This is a genomic window from Dyadobacter bucti, assembly GCF_005869225.1.
GTDB lineage: Bacteria > Bacteroidota > Bacteroidia > Cytophagales > Spirosomataceae > Dyadobacter > Dyadobacter bucti.
In genome coordinates this window covers 896,621-913,950 of the sequence record NZ_SWFP01000001.1, presented here as the reverse complement: position 1 = coordinate 913,950, position 17,330 = coordinate 896,621, and the positions used below count along the sequence as shown (strand labels likewise).

Annotated in this window: 13 protein-coding genes; 10 read left to right on the top strand and 3 right to left on the bottom strand. The window is 48.1% G+C overall.

What is annotated here, in order from left to right:
- Positions 1-4 precede the first annotated feature (4 nt).
- The 10 genes from FBF61_RS03345 to FBF61_RS03305 all read left to right on the top strand — a co-directional run bounded on the left by FBF61_RS03345 (position 5) and on the right by FBF61_RS03305 (position 13,116).
- On the top strand, positions 5-1,783 hold the full coding sequence (locus tag FBF61_RS03345; RefSeq protein WP_205748218.1) for a sulfatase-like hydrolase/transferase: 1,779 nt from the start codon (positions 5-7) through the stop codon (positions 1,781-1,783).
- Positions 1,784-2,026: 243 nt separating this feature from the next.
- Positions 2,027-2,620 carry a DUF6088 family protein gene (locus FBF61_RS03340; protein WP_138475735.1) on the top strand — a complete coding sequence of 198 codons (594 nt, stop codon included), beginning with the start codon at positions 2,027-2,029 and terminating at the stop codon, positions 2,618-2,620.
- Positions 2,621-2,654: 34 nt separating this feature from the next.
- Complete coding sequence (locus tag FBF61_RS03335; protein ID WP_138475734.1) at positions 2,655-3,698, top strand: nucleotidyl transferase AbiEii/AbiGii toxin family protein; 1,044 nt, start codon at positions 2,655-2,657, stop codon at positions 3,696-3,698.
- 433 nt (positions 3,699-4,131) lie between these two features.
- Positions 4,132-5,778 carry an arylsulfatase gene (locus FBF61_RS03330; RefSeq protein WP_138475733.1) on the top strand — a complete coding sequence of 549 codons (1,647 nt, stop codon included), beginning with the start codon at positions 4,132-4,134 and terminating at the stop codon, positions 5,776-5,778.
- Positions 5,779-5,838: 60 nt separating this feature from the next.
- Positions 5,839-8,886 (top strand): SusC/RagA family TonB-linked outer membrane protein, encoded by a 3,048-nt coding sequence (locus FBF61_RS03325; RefSeq protein ID WP_138475732.1) that lies wholly within the window; start codon positions 5,839-5,841, stop codon positions 8,884-8,886.
- 29 nt (positions 8,887-8,915) lie between these two features.
- Positions 8,916-10,445 carry a RagB/SusD family nutrient uptake outer membrane protein gene (locus FBF61_RS03320; protein ID WP_138475731.1) on the top strand — a complete coding sequence of 510 codons (1,530 nt, stop codon included), beginning with the start codon at positions 8,916-8,918 and terminating at the stop codon, positions 10,443-10,445.
- Positions 10,446-10,542: 97 nt separating this feature from the next.
- Complete coding sequence (locus FBF61_RS03315) at positions 10,543-12,009, top strand: sulfatase family protein (RefSeq protein ID WP_138475730.1); 1,467 nt, start codon at positions 10,543-10,545, stop codon at positions 12,007-12,009.
- 154 nt (positions 12,010-12,163) lie between these two features.
- On the top strand, positions 12,164-12,526 hold the full coding sequence (locus tag FBF61_RS03310) for a hypothetical protein (RefSeq protein ID WP_138475729.1): 363 nt from the start codon (positions 12,164-12,166) through the stop codon (positions 12,524-12,526).
- Between the two features lie 129 nt (positions 12,527-12,655).
- Positions 12,656-12,814: a hypothetical protein gene (locus FBF61_RS34430; RefSeq protein ID WP_166444409.1), complete on the top strand. Its 159-nt coding sequence runs from the start codon at positions 12,656-12,658 to the stop codon at positions 12,812-12,814.
- A gap of 8 nt (positions 12,815-12,822) precedes the next feature.
- A complete protein-coding gene (locus FBF61_RS03305; RefSeq protein WP_138475728.1) occupies positions 12,823-13,116 on the top strand; it encodes a hypothetical protein in 294 nt (97 codons plus the stop codon).
- Between the two features lie 38 nt (positions 13,117-13,154).
- Here FBF61_RS03305 and FBF61_RS03300 read toward each other — a convergent pair whose 3' ends face one another.
- From FBF61_RS03300 to FBF61_RS03290, 3 genes are all read right to left on the bottom strand, one after another.
- A complete protein-coding gene (locus FBF61_RS03300; RefSeq protein ID WP_138475727.1) occupies positions 13,155-15,842 on the bottom strand; it encodes an SP85-like N-terminal domain-containing protein in 2,688 nt (895 codons plus the stop codon).
- A gap of 308 nt (positions 15,843-16,150) precedes the next feature.
- On the bottom strand, positions 16,151-16,450 hold the full coding sequence (locus tag FBF61_RS03295) for a DUF3784 domain-containing protein (RefSeq protein ID WP_138475726.1): 300 nt from the start codon (positions 16,448-16,450) through the stop codon (positions 16,151-16,153).
- 73 nt (positions 16,451-16,523) lie between these two features.
- Positions 16,524-17,321: a DUF4097 family beta strand repeat-containing protein gene (locus tag FBF61_RS03290; protein WP_138475725.1), complete on the bottom strand. Its 798-nt coding sequence runs from the start codon at positions 17,319-17,321 to the stop codon at positions 16,524-16,526.
- Positions 17,322-17,330: the final 9 nt, after the last annotated feature.

Genomic DNA, 17,330 nt, shown 5'->3' with positions numbered 1-17,330 from the left:
ATACTTGAGAAATTTTGTCTATTTCTGTCTGAAAATACTCTCCGCAATGCTTCTGTTGGGGATTTTGTGTTATAAAGCCAATTCGCAGACGCGCCCGAACGTGGTCTTCATCCTGACCGACGACCAGGGCTGGGGCGATCTCAGTATCAATGGTAATACCAATGTGCAAACGCCGAATATCGACCAACTCGCCCGCGACGGAGCCCGATTTTCACGTTTTTATGTCGCGCCGCTCTGCGCTCCCACACGTGCAGGCTTGTTGACAGGTCGCTATCATTACAAGGCTGGGGTTTGGGGTGTCAGCAATTCCAAAGAATTTATGAATCTGGATGAAGTTACTTTCGCCGATCTGTTTAAAAAAGCAGGTTATGCGACCGGTGCTTTTGGAAAATGGCACAATGGCAGCCAGTATCCTTACCATCCCAATGGTCGGGGTTTTGATGAATTTTACGGTTTTCTGAGCGGACATTATGCCAATTATTTCGATACCATGCTCGATCATAATGGTGAAGCAGTGAGAAGCAAAGGCTACATTACCGACGATCTGACGGATCATGCCATTGGTTTTATTGAAAAAAACAAAGACAAACCATTCGTATGCTATGTTCCGTTCAATGCGCCGCATTCTCCCTTTCAGGTGCCCGACAAGTACTATGACCGGGTGAAAGCCAGGGGGATCAGGCAGTTCAGTCACAATAAATCGCAGGAGGAAATAGACGTAACCATCTCAGCATTGGCAATGTGTGAAAACATTGACGACAATGTGGGCCGGATCCTGAAAAAGCTGGACGATTTGAAACTTACCAAAAAAACGATCGTCATTTACCTGACCGATAATGGTCCAAACTCGTGGCGCTGGAATGGTGACATGAAAGGGCGCAAGGGCATGGCTGACGAAGGTGGGGTGCGTGCGCCGTTTTTTATCCGCTGGCCTGGCGTGATCCCGGCCGGGAAAATCGTCGAAGGCAATGCCGCCTATATTGATATGCTTCCAACTTTGACCGATCTGACTGGAATTTCTTCGAATGGAACGAAAACTTTGGATGGTATCAGTCTGAAACCGGCGTTAACCGGCAAAGCAGCCCAGGTGCCTGAGCGGTTGCTGTTTTCTTCCATTAATAAAACGCACAGTGTTAGAAAAGGGCATTATGTGTTTCAAAACGGCACTTTGTATGATTTGTCAAAAGATTCGACCCAACAAAATAATATTGCGGAGCAGTATCCTGACATTGCAAAGTCGCTTAAAACTGAACTGGACAATTGGTATAAGACCACATTTCCGGAAACCGGTCCGGTAAGGTGGATACCGGTAGGGTATCCGCAATTTCCCAAGACAACATTGCCTTCTCAGGATGCAATCTTGTATCCTTCCCCAACCGGAAAGCTGTCTTACAGCAGCTCCGCGCCCAATTCTTCCTGGATCGCCAATTGGAACGACGCGCAGTCTTATGTAACCTGGAATGTAGATGTACATACGGCTGGAAAATACAAGTTAAACATCCGCTATACGAGCCCGCCAGAAGGCGTAGGCAATGTTTTCAAGGCTGAACTGAACGGCAAAAGCATTACCGGCAAGATCAGCGAAGCCTATGATCCGCCGCTTCTGCCCAGCCCCGATCGCGTAAAACGGCAGGGCGAATCTTACGAAAAGGAATTCAAAACACTGTATGTAGGCGACTGGACGTTGCAGAAAGGAACCGGCGAACTGAAGCTTTCCATCCCGGAACTAAAAGGCGCAAAATTTGCGGATATAAAGGCAATCGAATTGGTATTGATCAACTGATTGCACTTGTTAGCAAATGGTATAATGCTATTCAAAGTATTATCTAAAAAAAAGCCGACGGAGATGTGTGAATGACGTTATAAATCCCACGCGATGAAAATTATTCCAGATGATTATAACGCGTTCGAGCCGTTAACCCCGTGAGGGTGGCATCGTTTCACCATCAGAAATTCCAATGGAACCTATATACGTTTTGTCGCAAATATTTACTATATTTGCGACAAAACGTATATTTGATTTGATATGGAAAGTGCTGATGATAAGGTAATTGAAAAGATATACCGTTCCCGAGGGGGGGTGGTATACTTTACCGACAGTTTTCTGGATGTTTCGAATGCCAAAACTGTGTCAAAAGTTTTGGAGAGATTGGTGCTGGATGGCAAGTTATACCGGGTGGCTACGGGGATGTATGCGAGGCCGGTTGAGGATGAAAATATGGGTCCGGTATTACCAGGAATTGAGGAGATAGCGGAAGCGATCATCAAACGTGACAAAGCGCGGGCCGTTCCCACCGGAAGCTATGCGCTGTACAAATTGGGGCTCACGACCCAGGTGCCTATGAATGTTGTTTACTATACAGATTCATCCGCCCGTAAGGTAAAAGTCGGTAACCAAATCATCACTTTCAAAAAAGCTAGTACGCGAAATGTTTCAGCTATTGGTGAAATCAGCAGGCTGGTGATTCAGGCGTTGCGTACAATTGGAAAAAATAATGTGACCGAAAACGAAATGCGCGTCATAAGGGAGAGGCTTGCAGAAGAAAAGCCTTATCACTTGCAGCATGACATCAAGCTGGCCCCCGAATGGATCCGCCAGCTCATGCGGCCGTCACAGTAGCAGTACACGCCACATCACATTATTCTATACACACATGATTGATTTAAAAAGTTTGAAAGTATGGCTCCAATTGTCCGATGCGACCCGCCTGAACATATTCAATGAAACCGGGCGACAAATGGGATTGCCCGGCGTAGCCGTCGAAAAAGACTGGTGGGTAGTACAAACCCTGGCGCTGATTTTTTCTATGGACTGCGCCCCAGCGCTGATTTTCAAAGGCGGGACATCGCTGAGCAAAGGTTTTGGATTGATCCAGCGTTTTTCCGAGGATATCGATCTGGCGATAGATCGGGAGTACCTGGGATTCGCCGGTGAACTGAGCAGGACAAAAATCAATAAGTTGCGAAAAGCATCAGTCACTTTTTTAACGACAATTTTCATTGAAGAACTTGCCGGTAAATTTAGAGAAGCCAGGTTCAGAGATGTAAAAATAGACTTCCGGAAAACCGGTGAGTCGGATCAGGATCCGATTATTATTGAGATTTATTATCCCAAACTCACCGAAGCGGACAGATATTTGAAACCCGGCGTGCTGGTGGAAGTGGGCTGTCGCTCGCTGAAAGAGCCGGTCACACCAAGATCATTTGCCACATTGGTTGCCGAAAATTTTAGCGGGCGCCCCTTTGCTGATAAAGGTATCTTAGTACCTATTGTAAATCCGGAACGGACATTTCTGGAAAAAATATTCCTGCTGCATGAGGAATTCCAGAAAAATCCTGAAAAAATACGTGTTGACCGCCTGAGCCGGCATTTGTATGACATAGAAAAGCTAAGCTGTTCCCCATTCGCTGAGACGGCATTATCAGATCATCACTTATATCATTCGATCATCGACCACCGCAGAAAATTTACGGCCCTCGCGGAAGTAAACTATGCCAATCACAGCCCAGATAAAATTGCTTTCGTTCCACCAGAGCATTTGCTTCCGGCTTGGGAGAGTGACTACCGGCAAATGCGGGAGAACATGATTTATGGGGATAAGCTTGCCTTCTCAGAACTTATAAAAAAACTCGGAGTGTTGCAGACCCGGATTAATAATCTGACGTGGCAGTCACAGGTTAATTGTAATAAACTATAAAATTAGTAGATCAATAGTTTATTTAAATTTGTTCTTCTTGACAAGTTATTATTGATTTAGTCCAAAACAAAAACTTCCGAACATGAAGCAAACGATACGTTTACATTCTTTTCTGAAAATTCAGGTTTATAAATTTTGTATTGCAGTTTCAATAAGCTTACTTTGTCTATAATATTAATAGAGTATATGTCAACCACCGGCAGTATACTTGTAAGCATCTAAATTATCTTAATTATGAACGCCCATTCAGAATGGATAACCTCTGCTAACCTCATGGTGGCTTCTCTCTTTACATTCAGGAAAAGGCGAAACAGTTGTTGCTGATGTTCCAAAAGGATATCAGCTGATCGATTTTATTTCTGATTCCCGCGGCCTGTAATGTTTACAGGCTGGTGTGGCTATGCATTTCCTTGTAACATTTTTTACCCAACCTATGAAAATTTTTATATTCCTGATAACAGCCTTTATTGGCTTGTCAGAAGTTTTTGCCCAAAAAAAGCCCGCTCCCGCCCCGCGCCCGAACATTATCCTGATCATGGTCGATGACCTGGGTTATTCCGACATCGGTGCTTACGGCTCCGAGATCAAAACCCCCAACCTCGACCAGCTTGCCAGCGAGGGTATCCGCTTTCGGGAATTCTATAACAATTCCATCTGTGCCCCCACACGTGCCTCGCTGATCACCGGTCAGTATCCGCATAAAGCCGGCGTAGGTTACTTCAATGTGAACCTGGGTCTGCCGGCTTATCAGGGTTATCTCAATAAAGAGTCGCTTACGTTTGGCGAAGTATTGCGTAATGCCGGTTACAGTACATTGATGAGTGGAAAATGGCATGTTGGAAACGATAGCCTTGCGTGGCCCAATCAGCGTGGATTTGACCGGTTTTACGGTTTTATCAATGGCGCCAGCAATTATTACGACATAGGAAAATATGGTCAGGGCCCCCCGGTTGAGCTGGTGGAAAACAACAGGCGGATTAATCTGCCCGCTGACAAATACCTGACCGACGAGATCACCGACCATGCGCTTTCGTACCTGGAAGAGCAAAGCAAAACGCCCAAACCTTTTTTCCTCTACCTGGCGTTCAACGCTCCGCACTGGCCTTTGCAGGCGCCCGCGGAAGATATTGCCAAATACAAAGGACGTTACAGCATAGGATGGGACTCGCTACGGAAGGAACGCATCCAGCGACAAAAAACCATCGGTATCGCCAACCCTGAGCAGACCATCGCTGTGCGTGACAATGAAGTTACGCCCTGGGACAATGTGCCTTTTGACGAAAAACAGCTCTGGCAAACCAAAATGGAAATTTACGCAGCTATGGTTGACCGCGTCGATCAGAACATTGGCAAGCTGCGCGAGAAGTTGAAAGCACTGAAAAAAGACGATAACACGCTCATTATCTTCATCTCCGATAATGGTGCGCAAGGTGGTTACGCAGGATCTTCGCCCCGCAAGCCGCAGCGTAATTCGGGCCCTGCCGGAACCGCCGGGTCGTATGTGTATCAGGATCAGCCCTGGGCTTATGTATCCAACACACCGCATTCGAATTATAAAAACAATATGCATGAAGGAGGGATCAGCGCACCGTTCATTGCCTGGTTTCCCAAGCAGATCAAAGCGGGAAGTATTGTAAAAGGCACCGGCCATTTGATCGATCTTGCACCTACGTTTTATGATTTCGCAAAAGCAACCTATCCTGCCTCAAACCAAGGTGTTGCCACGAATGGTCTGCCAGGGAAAAGTCTCGTTCCTGTGCTCACGGGAAAAACAGAACAAGTGGAACGGGGCGAACCGATCTTCTGGGAACGTGCTGGTAACAGGGCCGTCAGAAAAGGAAACTGGAAGCTCGTTTCTACATATCCCGGCTACAAATGGGAATTGTATGACCTGCAAAAGGACCGGGGTGAAACGACTGACCTGGCCGCCAGCAGGACGGAAATTGTAAACGAACTTTCAGCAGACTACTTCCGCTGGGCAGAGAAAACGGGGGTTGTGGATTATGAAAAAATCAAACCGGCCAATCAGATAGGATCACCGGCGGGACGTCCGAACAGGCAACCTCCAACCTTCCGTTAAGCGTTCTCGTATACACACAATCGTTACAGGATTTACTACTCAATTAACAGGATTTCTATAATGAAGCGATTTTTTATTTTTGCGCTGCTCGTACTGGCAGTGGGCCTGGCACAGGCGCAGGACATTGTGAACGGAGTTGTGAAAGACGCCGAAGGCCAGACGCTACCCGGCGCAACTGTTGTTCAGAAAGGAACATCAAAATATGCAGTTACCGACCCGGACGGGAAGTTTGACATTCCTGCGCCGAAGGACTTCCCTTTTACACTACAAATCAGTCTGACGGGTTATCAGCAGCAGGAAGTAGAAATTTACGAGCTTTCGGCTGCCCCTATTGAAGTGCTCCTCAAAACGGCCAATGTGCTCGACCAGGTGGTGGTGATCGGTTACGGAACGCAAAAGAAAGGTGACCTCACAGGGTCTGTTTCCTCTATTTCAACGGGCGATCTCAAAGGTGTACCCATCAGTTCGCTCGACCGTGCATTGCAGGGCAGGGCAGCGGGGGTACAGGTTACGCAGTCGTCAGGTCAGCCGGGGAGCTCGGTAAGTATCAAAATCCGCGGCGGGAACTCTATCAACGGGGCCAACGAGCCGCTTTATGTGATCGACGGTTTTCCGGTTTACAACAATAACAGTTATGCAGACGCCGGCGTAACCAATGGCCCGACGATCAACGCGCTTTCGACGCTCAATCCAAGTGATATTGAATCCATAGATATTTTGAAAGATGCTTCCGCAACCGCCATTTACGGTTCTCGGGGCGCAAATGGTGTTGTAATCATTACAACGAAAAAGGGGAAGTCAGGAAAAAACCTGATCACTTATGACGGCTATTACGGGGTTCAGAAAGTGCTGAAAACATTGCCTCTTTTGAATGCGCAGCAATGGGCGCTGCTTAAAAACGATGCATTGGCAGACTCCAAAAAAGCGCCCGCATTCTCTCAGTCTGAAATCGATAGTTTAGGCCGGCCCGGCGTAGGTACCGACTGGCAGGATGCGGCTTTCAGGCAGGCGGCCATCCAAAATCACAGTCTGTCATTCTCCGGTGGCGATGACAAAACGCGCTTTGCGGTTTCTGGGAATTATTTTAAACAGGACGGAATCCTTCAAAACACAGATTTCGAGCGCTATTCGTTCCGGATCAACCTGGACAGGGATATGAGCAGGCGTTTCAAAATGGGGATCAACTTCTCGGGAAGCAAATCATCGGCGCAGGTGGCACCCGAAAACGTGGTACCGAATATTATTCAAATGCCGCCAACCATGCCCATTTACGACGCGACTTCCGCCAACGGTTTCACCCTGCGAAGCATTTACGACAGTCCGTTGGCCAATCCGATTGCCACCTTGTACCTGCAGGTCAACGAAACACATATTTTCCGCGGGTTCGGAAATGCTTACGGCGAATATGAGATCGCAGAGGGACTGAAAGCAAAGGTTTCGATCGGAACGGACATTTTACTCAATAAACAAAACCGTTATCTGCCATCCAGTTTGCAGGAAGGGGCCGGCCTCAGCGGGCAGGGGATCATTGGTAACAAAAACACCATCGGCTGGCTCAATGAAAATACTTTGAGCTACAACAAAACCTTCAATGCGGACCACGCGCTGGATGCCGTAGTAGGGATTACACAACAAGCTTCCACAACCGAAAATGCAGTGGCGCGGGCCGCGACTTTTGTTACGGATGATTTTAGTTATCATAACCTCGGCGGCGGAACTGTCTTTCAAAATGCTTCGTCCAATTACTTTAAATGGGCGTTGCTGTCGTACCTCGGCCGGGTGAATTACACTTTCAGAAGTAAATACAACCTTACCCTGACCGGCCGTGCCGATGGGTCGTCGCGTCTGGGAAAAGAAAGCAAGTGGGGCTTTTTTCCTTCCGCGGCATTTTCCTGGAACCTGGGTAAAGAAGATTTTATCCGCAATGTGCAGCAGATCAGTAACCTGAAATTCAGGATCAGCGGCGGCGTCACCGGTAACCAGGAAATTGCACCATACACTTCGCTGGCGCAGGAAGCTTATTACAGCTATCTTTTTGGCAGGAAACTGGTTGCGGGTTATGCACCCAACGGAATCGCAAATCCAAACCTGGGCTGGGAGCAGACTGCGCAATACGACGCCGGACTTGATATTGGTTTATATAAAAACCGGATCAATATCACGCTGGACGCATATCACAAGAAAACAACGGAACTTTTGCTGGACGTGCCGCTGCCTTACACCTCGGGTTATGCCAATGCATTCCAGAACTACGGAAGTGTTGAAAACAAAGGACTTGAACTGGCTTTGAACACGGTTAACAGCGAAGGAGAGTTTGGCTGGACAACGGATCTGGTACTTTCTACCAATAAAAACAAAGTGCTGAGCCTTGGGCCTGGTGTGACGCAGGTTATTTCCGGAAACTCCATTGCGCAGGTAGGTTCGCCTATCGGTTCGTTCCTGGTTCTGAAAGCGGACGGGATCTTCCAGACGGGCGATGATATTGCGAATTTGCCAAAATTTGCCGCAAATGATAAGGCAGGCAGCCAGCGCTACGTGGATATCAGCGGACCCGATGGCGTGCCCGACGGGACCATCACCCAGGCGCACGACCGTGTCATTGTCGGAAATGCGCAGCCGAAGTTTTTGTTTGGGTTGACCAATAATTTCTCGTATAAAAACTTCGATCTGAATGTGTTATTACAAGGTCAGTCGGGAAACAAGGTTTATAATGCCAACCAGGCGAACCTGGAATTGGGAACGGGTTATATCAACGGATCGACCACGATGCTTGACCGCTGGACACCTGACAACCCAAGTAACGTAATCCACCGCGCCATTGAAAACCCTGCTGTAACGGTTTCAGACCGGTTTATCGAAAATGGGTCTTACCTGAGACTTAAAAATCTCAGCCTGGGTTACTCGCTGCCTGCTTCTATCACCGGCAAACTGGGCATAAGCCAGTTGCGGATTTACGTCACCGCACAAAACTGGGTTACCTGGACTAAGTATACAGGTTATGATCCCGAAGTGAGCCGTAACGAACAGGCTACGCTGACCCAGGGTGTGGACAATGGTGTTTACCCTGCCAACAAAACTTTCCTGGGTGGTCTTACCATTTCTTTTTAACTACATAGCATTCAAAAGAGCATCTTGAAATGAAAATCCATACTAATATTCTGAAATCGGTTGTTCTGGCGGGTCTGATACAAGGTGCGCTGACGTCCTGCGTCGACCTGGAAGAAGCGCCTAAGTCGTTTGTTTCCTCAGACCAGTTTTTTAAAACCCAGGCGGATGCAGTTGCAGCGGTCAATGCCATATATTTCCGTCTGAATTCCACCGGCCAGACACCTTACCATGTCCTTTTTTCGACGGGTATGGATATGATGTCGGATGATGTGCAGCCGGGGCCGGGCGCTACCAATGCCGACGTGCGGTCGCAATCCGTGCTTTCGCATTCGTCCACCGGTTTGCGTGTGCGGGAGATCTGGCAGCAGCATTACGATGCTATCAACCGCGCCAACATTGCCATTGACCGCATTCCGACGGTGAATATGGACGAAACCCTGCGGACCAGGCTCGTACTGGAAGCCAAGTTTCTGAGAGCATTGTATTACTTTAATCTGGTGCGGTTGTATGGGGACGTTCCACTGGTTTTGCATGAAACAACGACCCTCACGCCGGAAGATCTTTATGTGGAAAGAACGCCTTCCGAGCAGGTTTATCAGCAGATCATTCAGGATCTGACCGACGCGCACGGGCTTCCGAACGATACTTTCGGCTCGGGTGTGAAATATACAGCCGCTGATGCCGGACGCGCTACGGGCGGGGCAGCCCGCTCTTTGTTGGCCAAGGTTTATCTGACGCGCTATGATTATGCCAATGCAATTGCCAAAAGCAGCGAAGTGATCGAAGGGCCGTTTGGTTATGGTCTTTTTGCCAATTATGCACAGGTTTTTTTACCGGCCAATAAAAACGGCATCGAACATATTTTCTCGGCGCAATTTGAAGCCAATGCCGATTCTCATGGAAACAACCAGGCTATGCGCTCGGCGCCGACGGGTATTCCGGGATTGAACGGAAACTTTGCAGAACAGCCAATGCCGGCGGTTTATGGGTTGTATTCGGCCAAAGACAAACGCCGGGACGTGACTTTTATCACGTCCATCGTGAGTCCGGCCAACGGCCAGACTTACCAGCTAACGACCAAAGATCCGGTAACCGGCGCAACCAAACCCAACCCGCATTTCAACAAATGGTGGGATCCGGCACAGGCAGGTAACCTCGCGCAATCGGCTGCGAATGTGCCTATCCTGCGTTTTTCGGATGTGTTGCTGATCAATGCCGAGGCAATCAATGAAAAAGACGGCCCCACTGCTGCGGCTTATGCATCTTACAACAAAGTCCGCCAACGCGCCGGACTTGATGATCTTACCAAGGGACTGACGCAGGCACAGTTCCGCGACTCGCTCCGTGTAGATCGCCGTCTGGAATTCGTATTCGAATATTCCCGCTGGTTTGACCTGATCCGTTACAAACCGCTGTCAGGAGCAGATTCGTACCTGATCAAGTCTTTGCACGCAGCCGGAAAAACAAATGCTTCGGAAAAACATTACTTATACCCGCTTCCGCAGCAGGAACTTGACAATAACCCAAAGTTGCAGGGGCACCAGAATCCGGGATGGTAGGGGGTGGTCGGCCAAGCAGCTATCGGCTTTCGTTTTTGTTTAACTAACCTTAAAAAAAGGCCGACGGCTGACTGCCGAAAGCCGAAGTCATCAGATCATGCTTCGAAACATTCTTCTCGCTTCCCTCATTGGCCTTGCTGCCACTTCCCAGGCGCAAAATGCAGGGAAGACCGTGCGGCCCAATATTGTATTTATTTATACGGATGATCAGCGTTTTGATGCGTTGAGCGTGGTGCAGCAGGAGCAGGGGACCAAGGCCAGGTTTCCCTGGTTTTCGACTCCCAACCTGGATAAGCTGGCCAATGAAGGCGTCCGGTTCAGGAATGCTTTTGTGATCAATTCGCTTTGCTCGCCCAGCCGCTCGACGTTGCTCAACAGCCGGTACAATCACCTCAATGGCATCGCCAATAACCACACCGGCCTGGCGGACACCACTGTGACTTATGCCACCGAATTGCGCAAGGCTGGTTACAACACAGCGTTTTTTGGCAAATGGCACATGGGCAATGAAACCGGAAAACGGCCGGGATTTGATTATTCGGCCAGTTTTGTAGGCCAGGGGAAATATTTCGACTGCCCCATTGAAGTGAACGGCAAAGTACAGCCAAGCCAGGGCTGGGTGGATGATGTTTCGACGACCAACGCCATTGATTATATCCGTGCCAATAAGGACAAAACTTTCCTGGTTTCGCTGGCTTTCAAGTCGGGGCACGGGCCGTTTCAGCCGCCGGTGCGGCACCAGGAAACTTATGCGAAAGTGACTTTGACCGAACCTGTAAATGACGGTAATATCTTTCCTTACAAAGGCCAGATCGATACAGGCAAGCCCAATAATGCCAATGCAACCAATGCCAAAGGCGGGACTTGGACAGAAAAGAACGAGCAGCGGATCAGGAATTATTTCGGTGCATTGAAAGGTGTTGATGAAAATGTAGGCCGGGTACTTAAAACCCTCGATTCTCTTGGTCTGGATAACAATACTGTGGTTATTTTTTCCAGCGACAATGGGTTTTTCTTCGGCGAACATGACCTGGGCGACAAGCGTGCAGCTTATGAAGAATCCATCCGCATTCCGCTGCTGGTACGGTATCCGGCCAGGTTTCCCAAAGGCAAAAAGATTGACAAAATTGTCCTGAACCTGGATGCCGCGCCTTCGTTTCTGGATCTGGCAGGTGTAAAAGCACCGGCTTCGTTTCAGGGTAAAAGCTGGGTGCCGCTCATTGAGGACAAAGCCAAAGACTGGCGGACGTCGTTTCTCTATGAATACTTTTACGAAAGAGGTTTTGCCACGCCGACCATTAAGGCTGTCCGCACCGAAAACAGCAAGCTGATCCTTTATCCGGGAGAAGAAGGCTGGTCGGAGCTGTATGATCTCAGTAAAGATCCGGGAGAGACCTCCAATCTTTATCAATCGAAAGAGGGTGAAAAGCTGAAAACCCAACTTCAGGCGGAACTGGCAAAACAGGAAAAGGCCGTGGGATATGTAAATCCCGACTACGCCGATCCTCGCCCTTTGGATGAAAATGGCAAATATGTGCGACCAAGAGCGCAGGTGATTCCGTAAGAGGCAGAGCGTTTGTAAATGAATCCTACCGCAAGAAAATTCTTTTTGATTTCTTCGATCAAATAATTTACGTTTGCCTCGCTCAATTCAAGTAAGGTGCACGAGTTGCACCCCATATATTTTTCTGCCAGGTGGCAAGGTGCTATTATATACTATGGATACCGATAAACGGTGTCGTAGCTACCGTAATGGATTGAACACCATTGCCCTTACTTGGGTTGAGCAACGGCAAGCGCGGCACCGTTTTTTGCAGCGCCAAACTTTTACTTACACTAACACTATGCAGAACTTCGCTGCAAGCCGGCCTCTTGTCAAGACGCCGCAAGAACTCATTCAAAATTATCTGGATTCGGAAATTGATCCACTCGCCATCGAAAGGCTCCTCACCGACATGACGATGCACTACATTCGCCCCACAAACGACTGGAACCTGTCGCCCGACAATATCTACAAGGTTCTGGAGTACACCGGTTTTATCATGGATTTGCTCAGAGGGATCTTTCCTAATGAAGAATAATGAAAGGGGCCTTGGCCCCTTTTTTGATTAGTTTAGCTTTTTTGGCAGCCCGGATGAGTTAATTAAGTATATATTTATTTGTTAGTATTACTAACATTTTATAAATTCGTTTTTCACACCACTATTTTCATGAATATATTTACCCTCAGAATGCACCTTGCAGCCCTCAGGCAACTGCTCTGGGACAACTCGGAAGTTATTAGTGAAGAAAAGCGGCTTGAAATCTGGAAGACAATTGAGAAGTTGCAGGATGTGATTGAAGAATGGGAGAAATCAAAAAAGAATTAATAACTGAGATGGAATCAAAAGAATTATCCCAGGAAATAGAGCGTTTGTTGGCAGGTGCCAATGCAGCTATTAAAGAAGCCCAGTCTTATCTGATCAGCCAGGGTGAAGTAGTTGATCTTTCAGACTGGGTTACGATAAAAGAGTATTGTAAGCGGTTCGGTATCAAAAACCAGGAAACGGTCATGAACTGGATCAACCGCGGAATTGTCCCGGCCCAGAACATCCGTATTGTTGAGGAATTCAACAATACCCGTTTGATCAGGGCTGTGCCGTATAATGTAAAACCGGCGAAAATAGCTTAGGTCAGCGCCAGAAAACATATTCTGGCGCTGATAATATTTTACTCTACAACCAAAACCTTCCGATTCTCAACTTTCCCGTCATCACCGGTCAGCTGTAAAACATAGTTGCCCGGCGTCAGTCCGCGAACTGAAATGCTGATCAAACCTTCGGAGGTCGTCGCATTCAGTTCCTTCGCAATGGAACCGTTGTTTCGGATGAGCCTTACTGCGAATTGACTTGCTTGGGTGCCAGGACGGATGTTCAGATAGTCCCGAACAGGATTAGGATAAACTGTTATCGTGGGCTCATCACCGGATTCAGTCGCATCTTCTTCGTCAGAAAAAGCTTCCATTGATTCTCTGCCCAGTTTATATTCCCCGGCATCTACATTCATGGAAGCGACCGCGCTCAAATTGTATTTTGTTCCCTTGTACCCCAGGGTGCCTTTGTAATTGAATGACCCGCTCATGCCAAAGTCTGCATCCCACCCGTTTGCACCGGTACCCAGCTGGAAGCCGGTTTTCTTGCTGATCGGTGAATGGGTAAGTGCCAGTGTGCCGGACAAATCGCCTATGCCTTTCAGATAACTTTCACTGCTCAGCTCCCAGAAAAGCCATTTTTTATAGGATAGCAAAGCTGCCTGCTGGGAAGCTGAGGTTTGTGTGGTGTAAGTTCGTCCCTTCGCACTCCATGCAGCCCAGTCGTGCTTATTGATCAGTTTCAGATAGACGTCGAAGCCGATATTCTGATTATCACGGCTGATGATCTTACCTGTGATGACAGCGGTTCTTCCGTTGTCAGTGAGCTTGGCGGTTCCTTTCCAGATAAATTTTTCGAAGATCCTCTCTTTAAAAATAAAGGCCCAAGGACAGTTCAGGCAGGCAGGACGGACGATACGCCAGTCTTTCAGCCAATATACTTTTGGATAAACAATGACACTTCCGGCGCGTTCATAGGCACCCATATCCACCTTACTGCCCTGCACCCGCGCGCCGCCTATGTAATCTTTCGAAATACCCACCAGTCCGGCAGCTGCATTATTGCCTTTGTCAACCGGAGCCGCGGTGGCAGTCGGCCGGAGCCCGTCGTCGGAAGTGCCCGGATTATTGTCCGCACCGTCGGGATCGGCCGCATTTGCAAAACCCGGGCTGACATCAATATTGTTGCCAGCATCGATACCCACCGACACATTCCATCCGCCGCCGCTTCCTCCTGAACCTTGTATCAGCGAATATGCCACCGTATTAGCTCCCGAGGACGACACCTGCGGCCCGCTGGTACCCGCAGTATTGCCCCACAGTATTGAATTTTCTATCCGGGACTGCAGTATTTCTGATGACATATATACGTATCCGTCATTGTAGACCGCACCGCCGTTTTTGCCCGCATGGTTACCGGCAAAGGTACAGTTTGTGAATTTGGGTGTCAGTTCCGGAGTGTACCCGGCACCTGCACTCATCACCCTGGCGAAGCTTGCCACCGCACCGCCATGGTCCTGGGCTTGATTGCCTGAAAAGACACAGCCGATATAGCTGGGCCTTAATTTGCCCGCGTCGCTCAGATGAACGGCAGCGCCGCCCCAGGCCGCAGTATTGCCATTGGCGACGTTGGCATAAAAGCCGCAGTTGACAAACTTAGGCTGGGAAATACCAAGCGTGTTGGTCTGCGTTTCGTTCGCCGACATATATACGGCACCGCCACCGCCACCTTCAAAAGCTCCCGTGGGATTACCCGTCGTGTTGTTGCCGATAAAAAAGCAATTGGAGAAACTTGCATTGGACGCGACCATTCCCACGCCTCCGCCCGAGCCGGGCAATGTGCTGTTGTCCGGTGAAACCGCAGTTACTTTGTTGGCATGAAAGCGCGTTGAATCAAGTATAGCGTGATCGCCAATAAGATAAATTGCCCCGCCGCGTCTGTAAGCTTCATTTTGTGAAAATTCCGATTTTTTGATTGTCGGCTGGTAATTACCTGCACTGAACGACCCTATATTAATGGCGCCGCCCGCAACATTCGATTTGTTGGAAATAAACTTACAGTTTTGAATCAGTGATGTGACAGCTCCGCCGGCAGCTGCTGCATTGCAAAAGAATGCACCACCTTCCGAAGCAGCATAATTTCCCTGAAAAGTAGTGTTTACGATCGTCGGGCTACTGGCGTTTGTGGCCCCGTTCAACAGGTTGTACCAGGCGCCGCCATCCTGGTTTGCATCGGTGATCGCCGCCCCGCTCATGGCCTTTCCGGCCGTCACCACGAATCCGTCGAGCCTGGTGGAAGTAGTCACGTTATTGGTATAAATGACGTGGTAAGCATTGTTGCCAACGATCTGACCTGTGTTTTCAGCAATTGAATTCCCGTCAACGTTGGTGTCATTGTTATCAATATCGCCACTTAATACGGTGATATTGCTCTGGAAATTTCTTTGGCTACGGGTTACTTCAGTACCTGCAAAACCACCGTACAACGTCACGCCCGAGGGTATCTTAAACGTGGCTTCGCGCGCTTCCGTACTGCCGTTTCCGTTCACGTCGTGCAGGACGGTCGGTTTGTACACGCCCTGTTTGACCCAGATCTCGTCCCCGCTTGCGGCTGCTCCCAGGGCAGTTGATAAATTGGTATAAGCATTTGCCCAGCTGCTGCCGTTATTGCTTCCGGCGGCGGATGGATTCACATAAATAATGGCTGCAGAAATAACGTTTGGGATAAGGCACAGCAACGCTATGCAGAATTTTAGATTTGTTTTCATCACGCTTACTTTTAGTTGAGTATTTTACAACTGACATCATCATTCCCGGAAATTTCCTGACCGGAATTTGATTATGTATGTCAAATTTAAAATGTTTACCGCGTTAGCTTCCGGAAAGGCTACGGTATATTTTAAATTGTTATTATCTGGTAACCAGTTAGTTTACGGTTGTTACCTTGTTGTAAAAAGTCACTAAGAGTGATAAAAATCATTTTATACGGAACAATGCTACTGCGTTGTCATAAAGGAGCAGGGCAGCTTCTGGATGAAGGCTATTTTGTCATAAAAGTTGTATCAGATGTTATTATTCATCTCATATTACGGCTTTGAGCGACCATGTAGGAAACCACAAAAACCATATTGACAGGAATGAAGCATGCGATAATCAGGATCATCGTCTGGTCGGCGATATTGGCTGCAAAGTATCCGAACGCTACAAAGCATAGCCCCAGAAATATGAGATAATATCCCGCCAGTCGTGCCGCTTTTTTCTTGTCTATGACACGGTTACGGTCTACATTGCTCAGCAGATTAAAAAGCCCGAACTGCCAGATCAGGATCCCCAAAATAATGACCATTAAGCCGGTTGCACCAAATATCCAGTTCATAGCAATAGTATCGGATGATTTGTAATGTAAATTAGCAACACTTCGGTTCAATTCAAAAAGCCGAAAGCCGATGTCACTTTTTCTTTTTCAGGTAAATATCACCGTAGTAGTTTTTGATCATCACTTCGGGGCCGCCACCATTCACCTGCGCATAGAGCCAGTCGTCAAGTGTTAAGCGGTTTACACCCGAATCGTTGGTTTTGATAGTCTTGGCGGGATTTTTTGTCAGGTCAAAATCACTAAAAACCCGGCTCCGTTCTGATTTTACCTTCAAATTCGCTTTCAATGTCGGCGGGTAGGATATGTCGATCCGTCCGCCCATGGACGAAAATGCCATCGGTTTGTCGAAAGCTGAATCCTGAAAAGATGCCTTTAACGGGCCGTTATAAGTGTTTGCCACTACCGATCCGCCCACATTGGTCAGGTTGATGGCCCCACCTACATTATCCAGTTCCATGCTGCCGATCACATTTTCGACCACAATGTCACCTTTATCATACGTCCGTAATTTCAGGGCGGTCTTCCACGGAACTTTTATCGTCAGATTCACCGGGAATGAATTGCTGTTTGTGTTTAGCCGGATGTGGTTATTCTCCTCTTCCGCGGAAAGTCCCATCGGGTTCGCCTTCGCAATACGTTTGATCCCTTCATTATTCCCGGCAGTAAGCTCTTTATCGGAGGAGGCATCAATAACGATCTCTTTGCCCGCATAACCCTTGATATGAATGTTCCCGTATACAAGGTTAATGTCGAGCGTTCCGGGTTTGGCAGGATTTGTTAACGCCACTGTCAACTGGTCTTTGCTATTTTGAGCTTTTACATGATTGCCCAAAAAAAGGATCAAAATGCTGATTTTTAGATACTTGTTCATGTCGGGTTT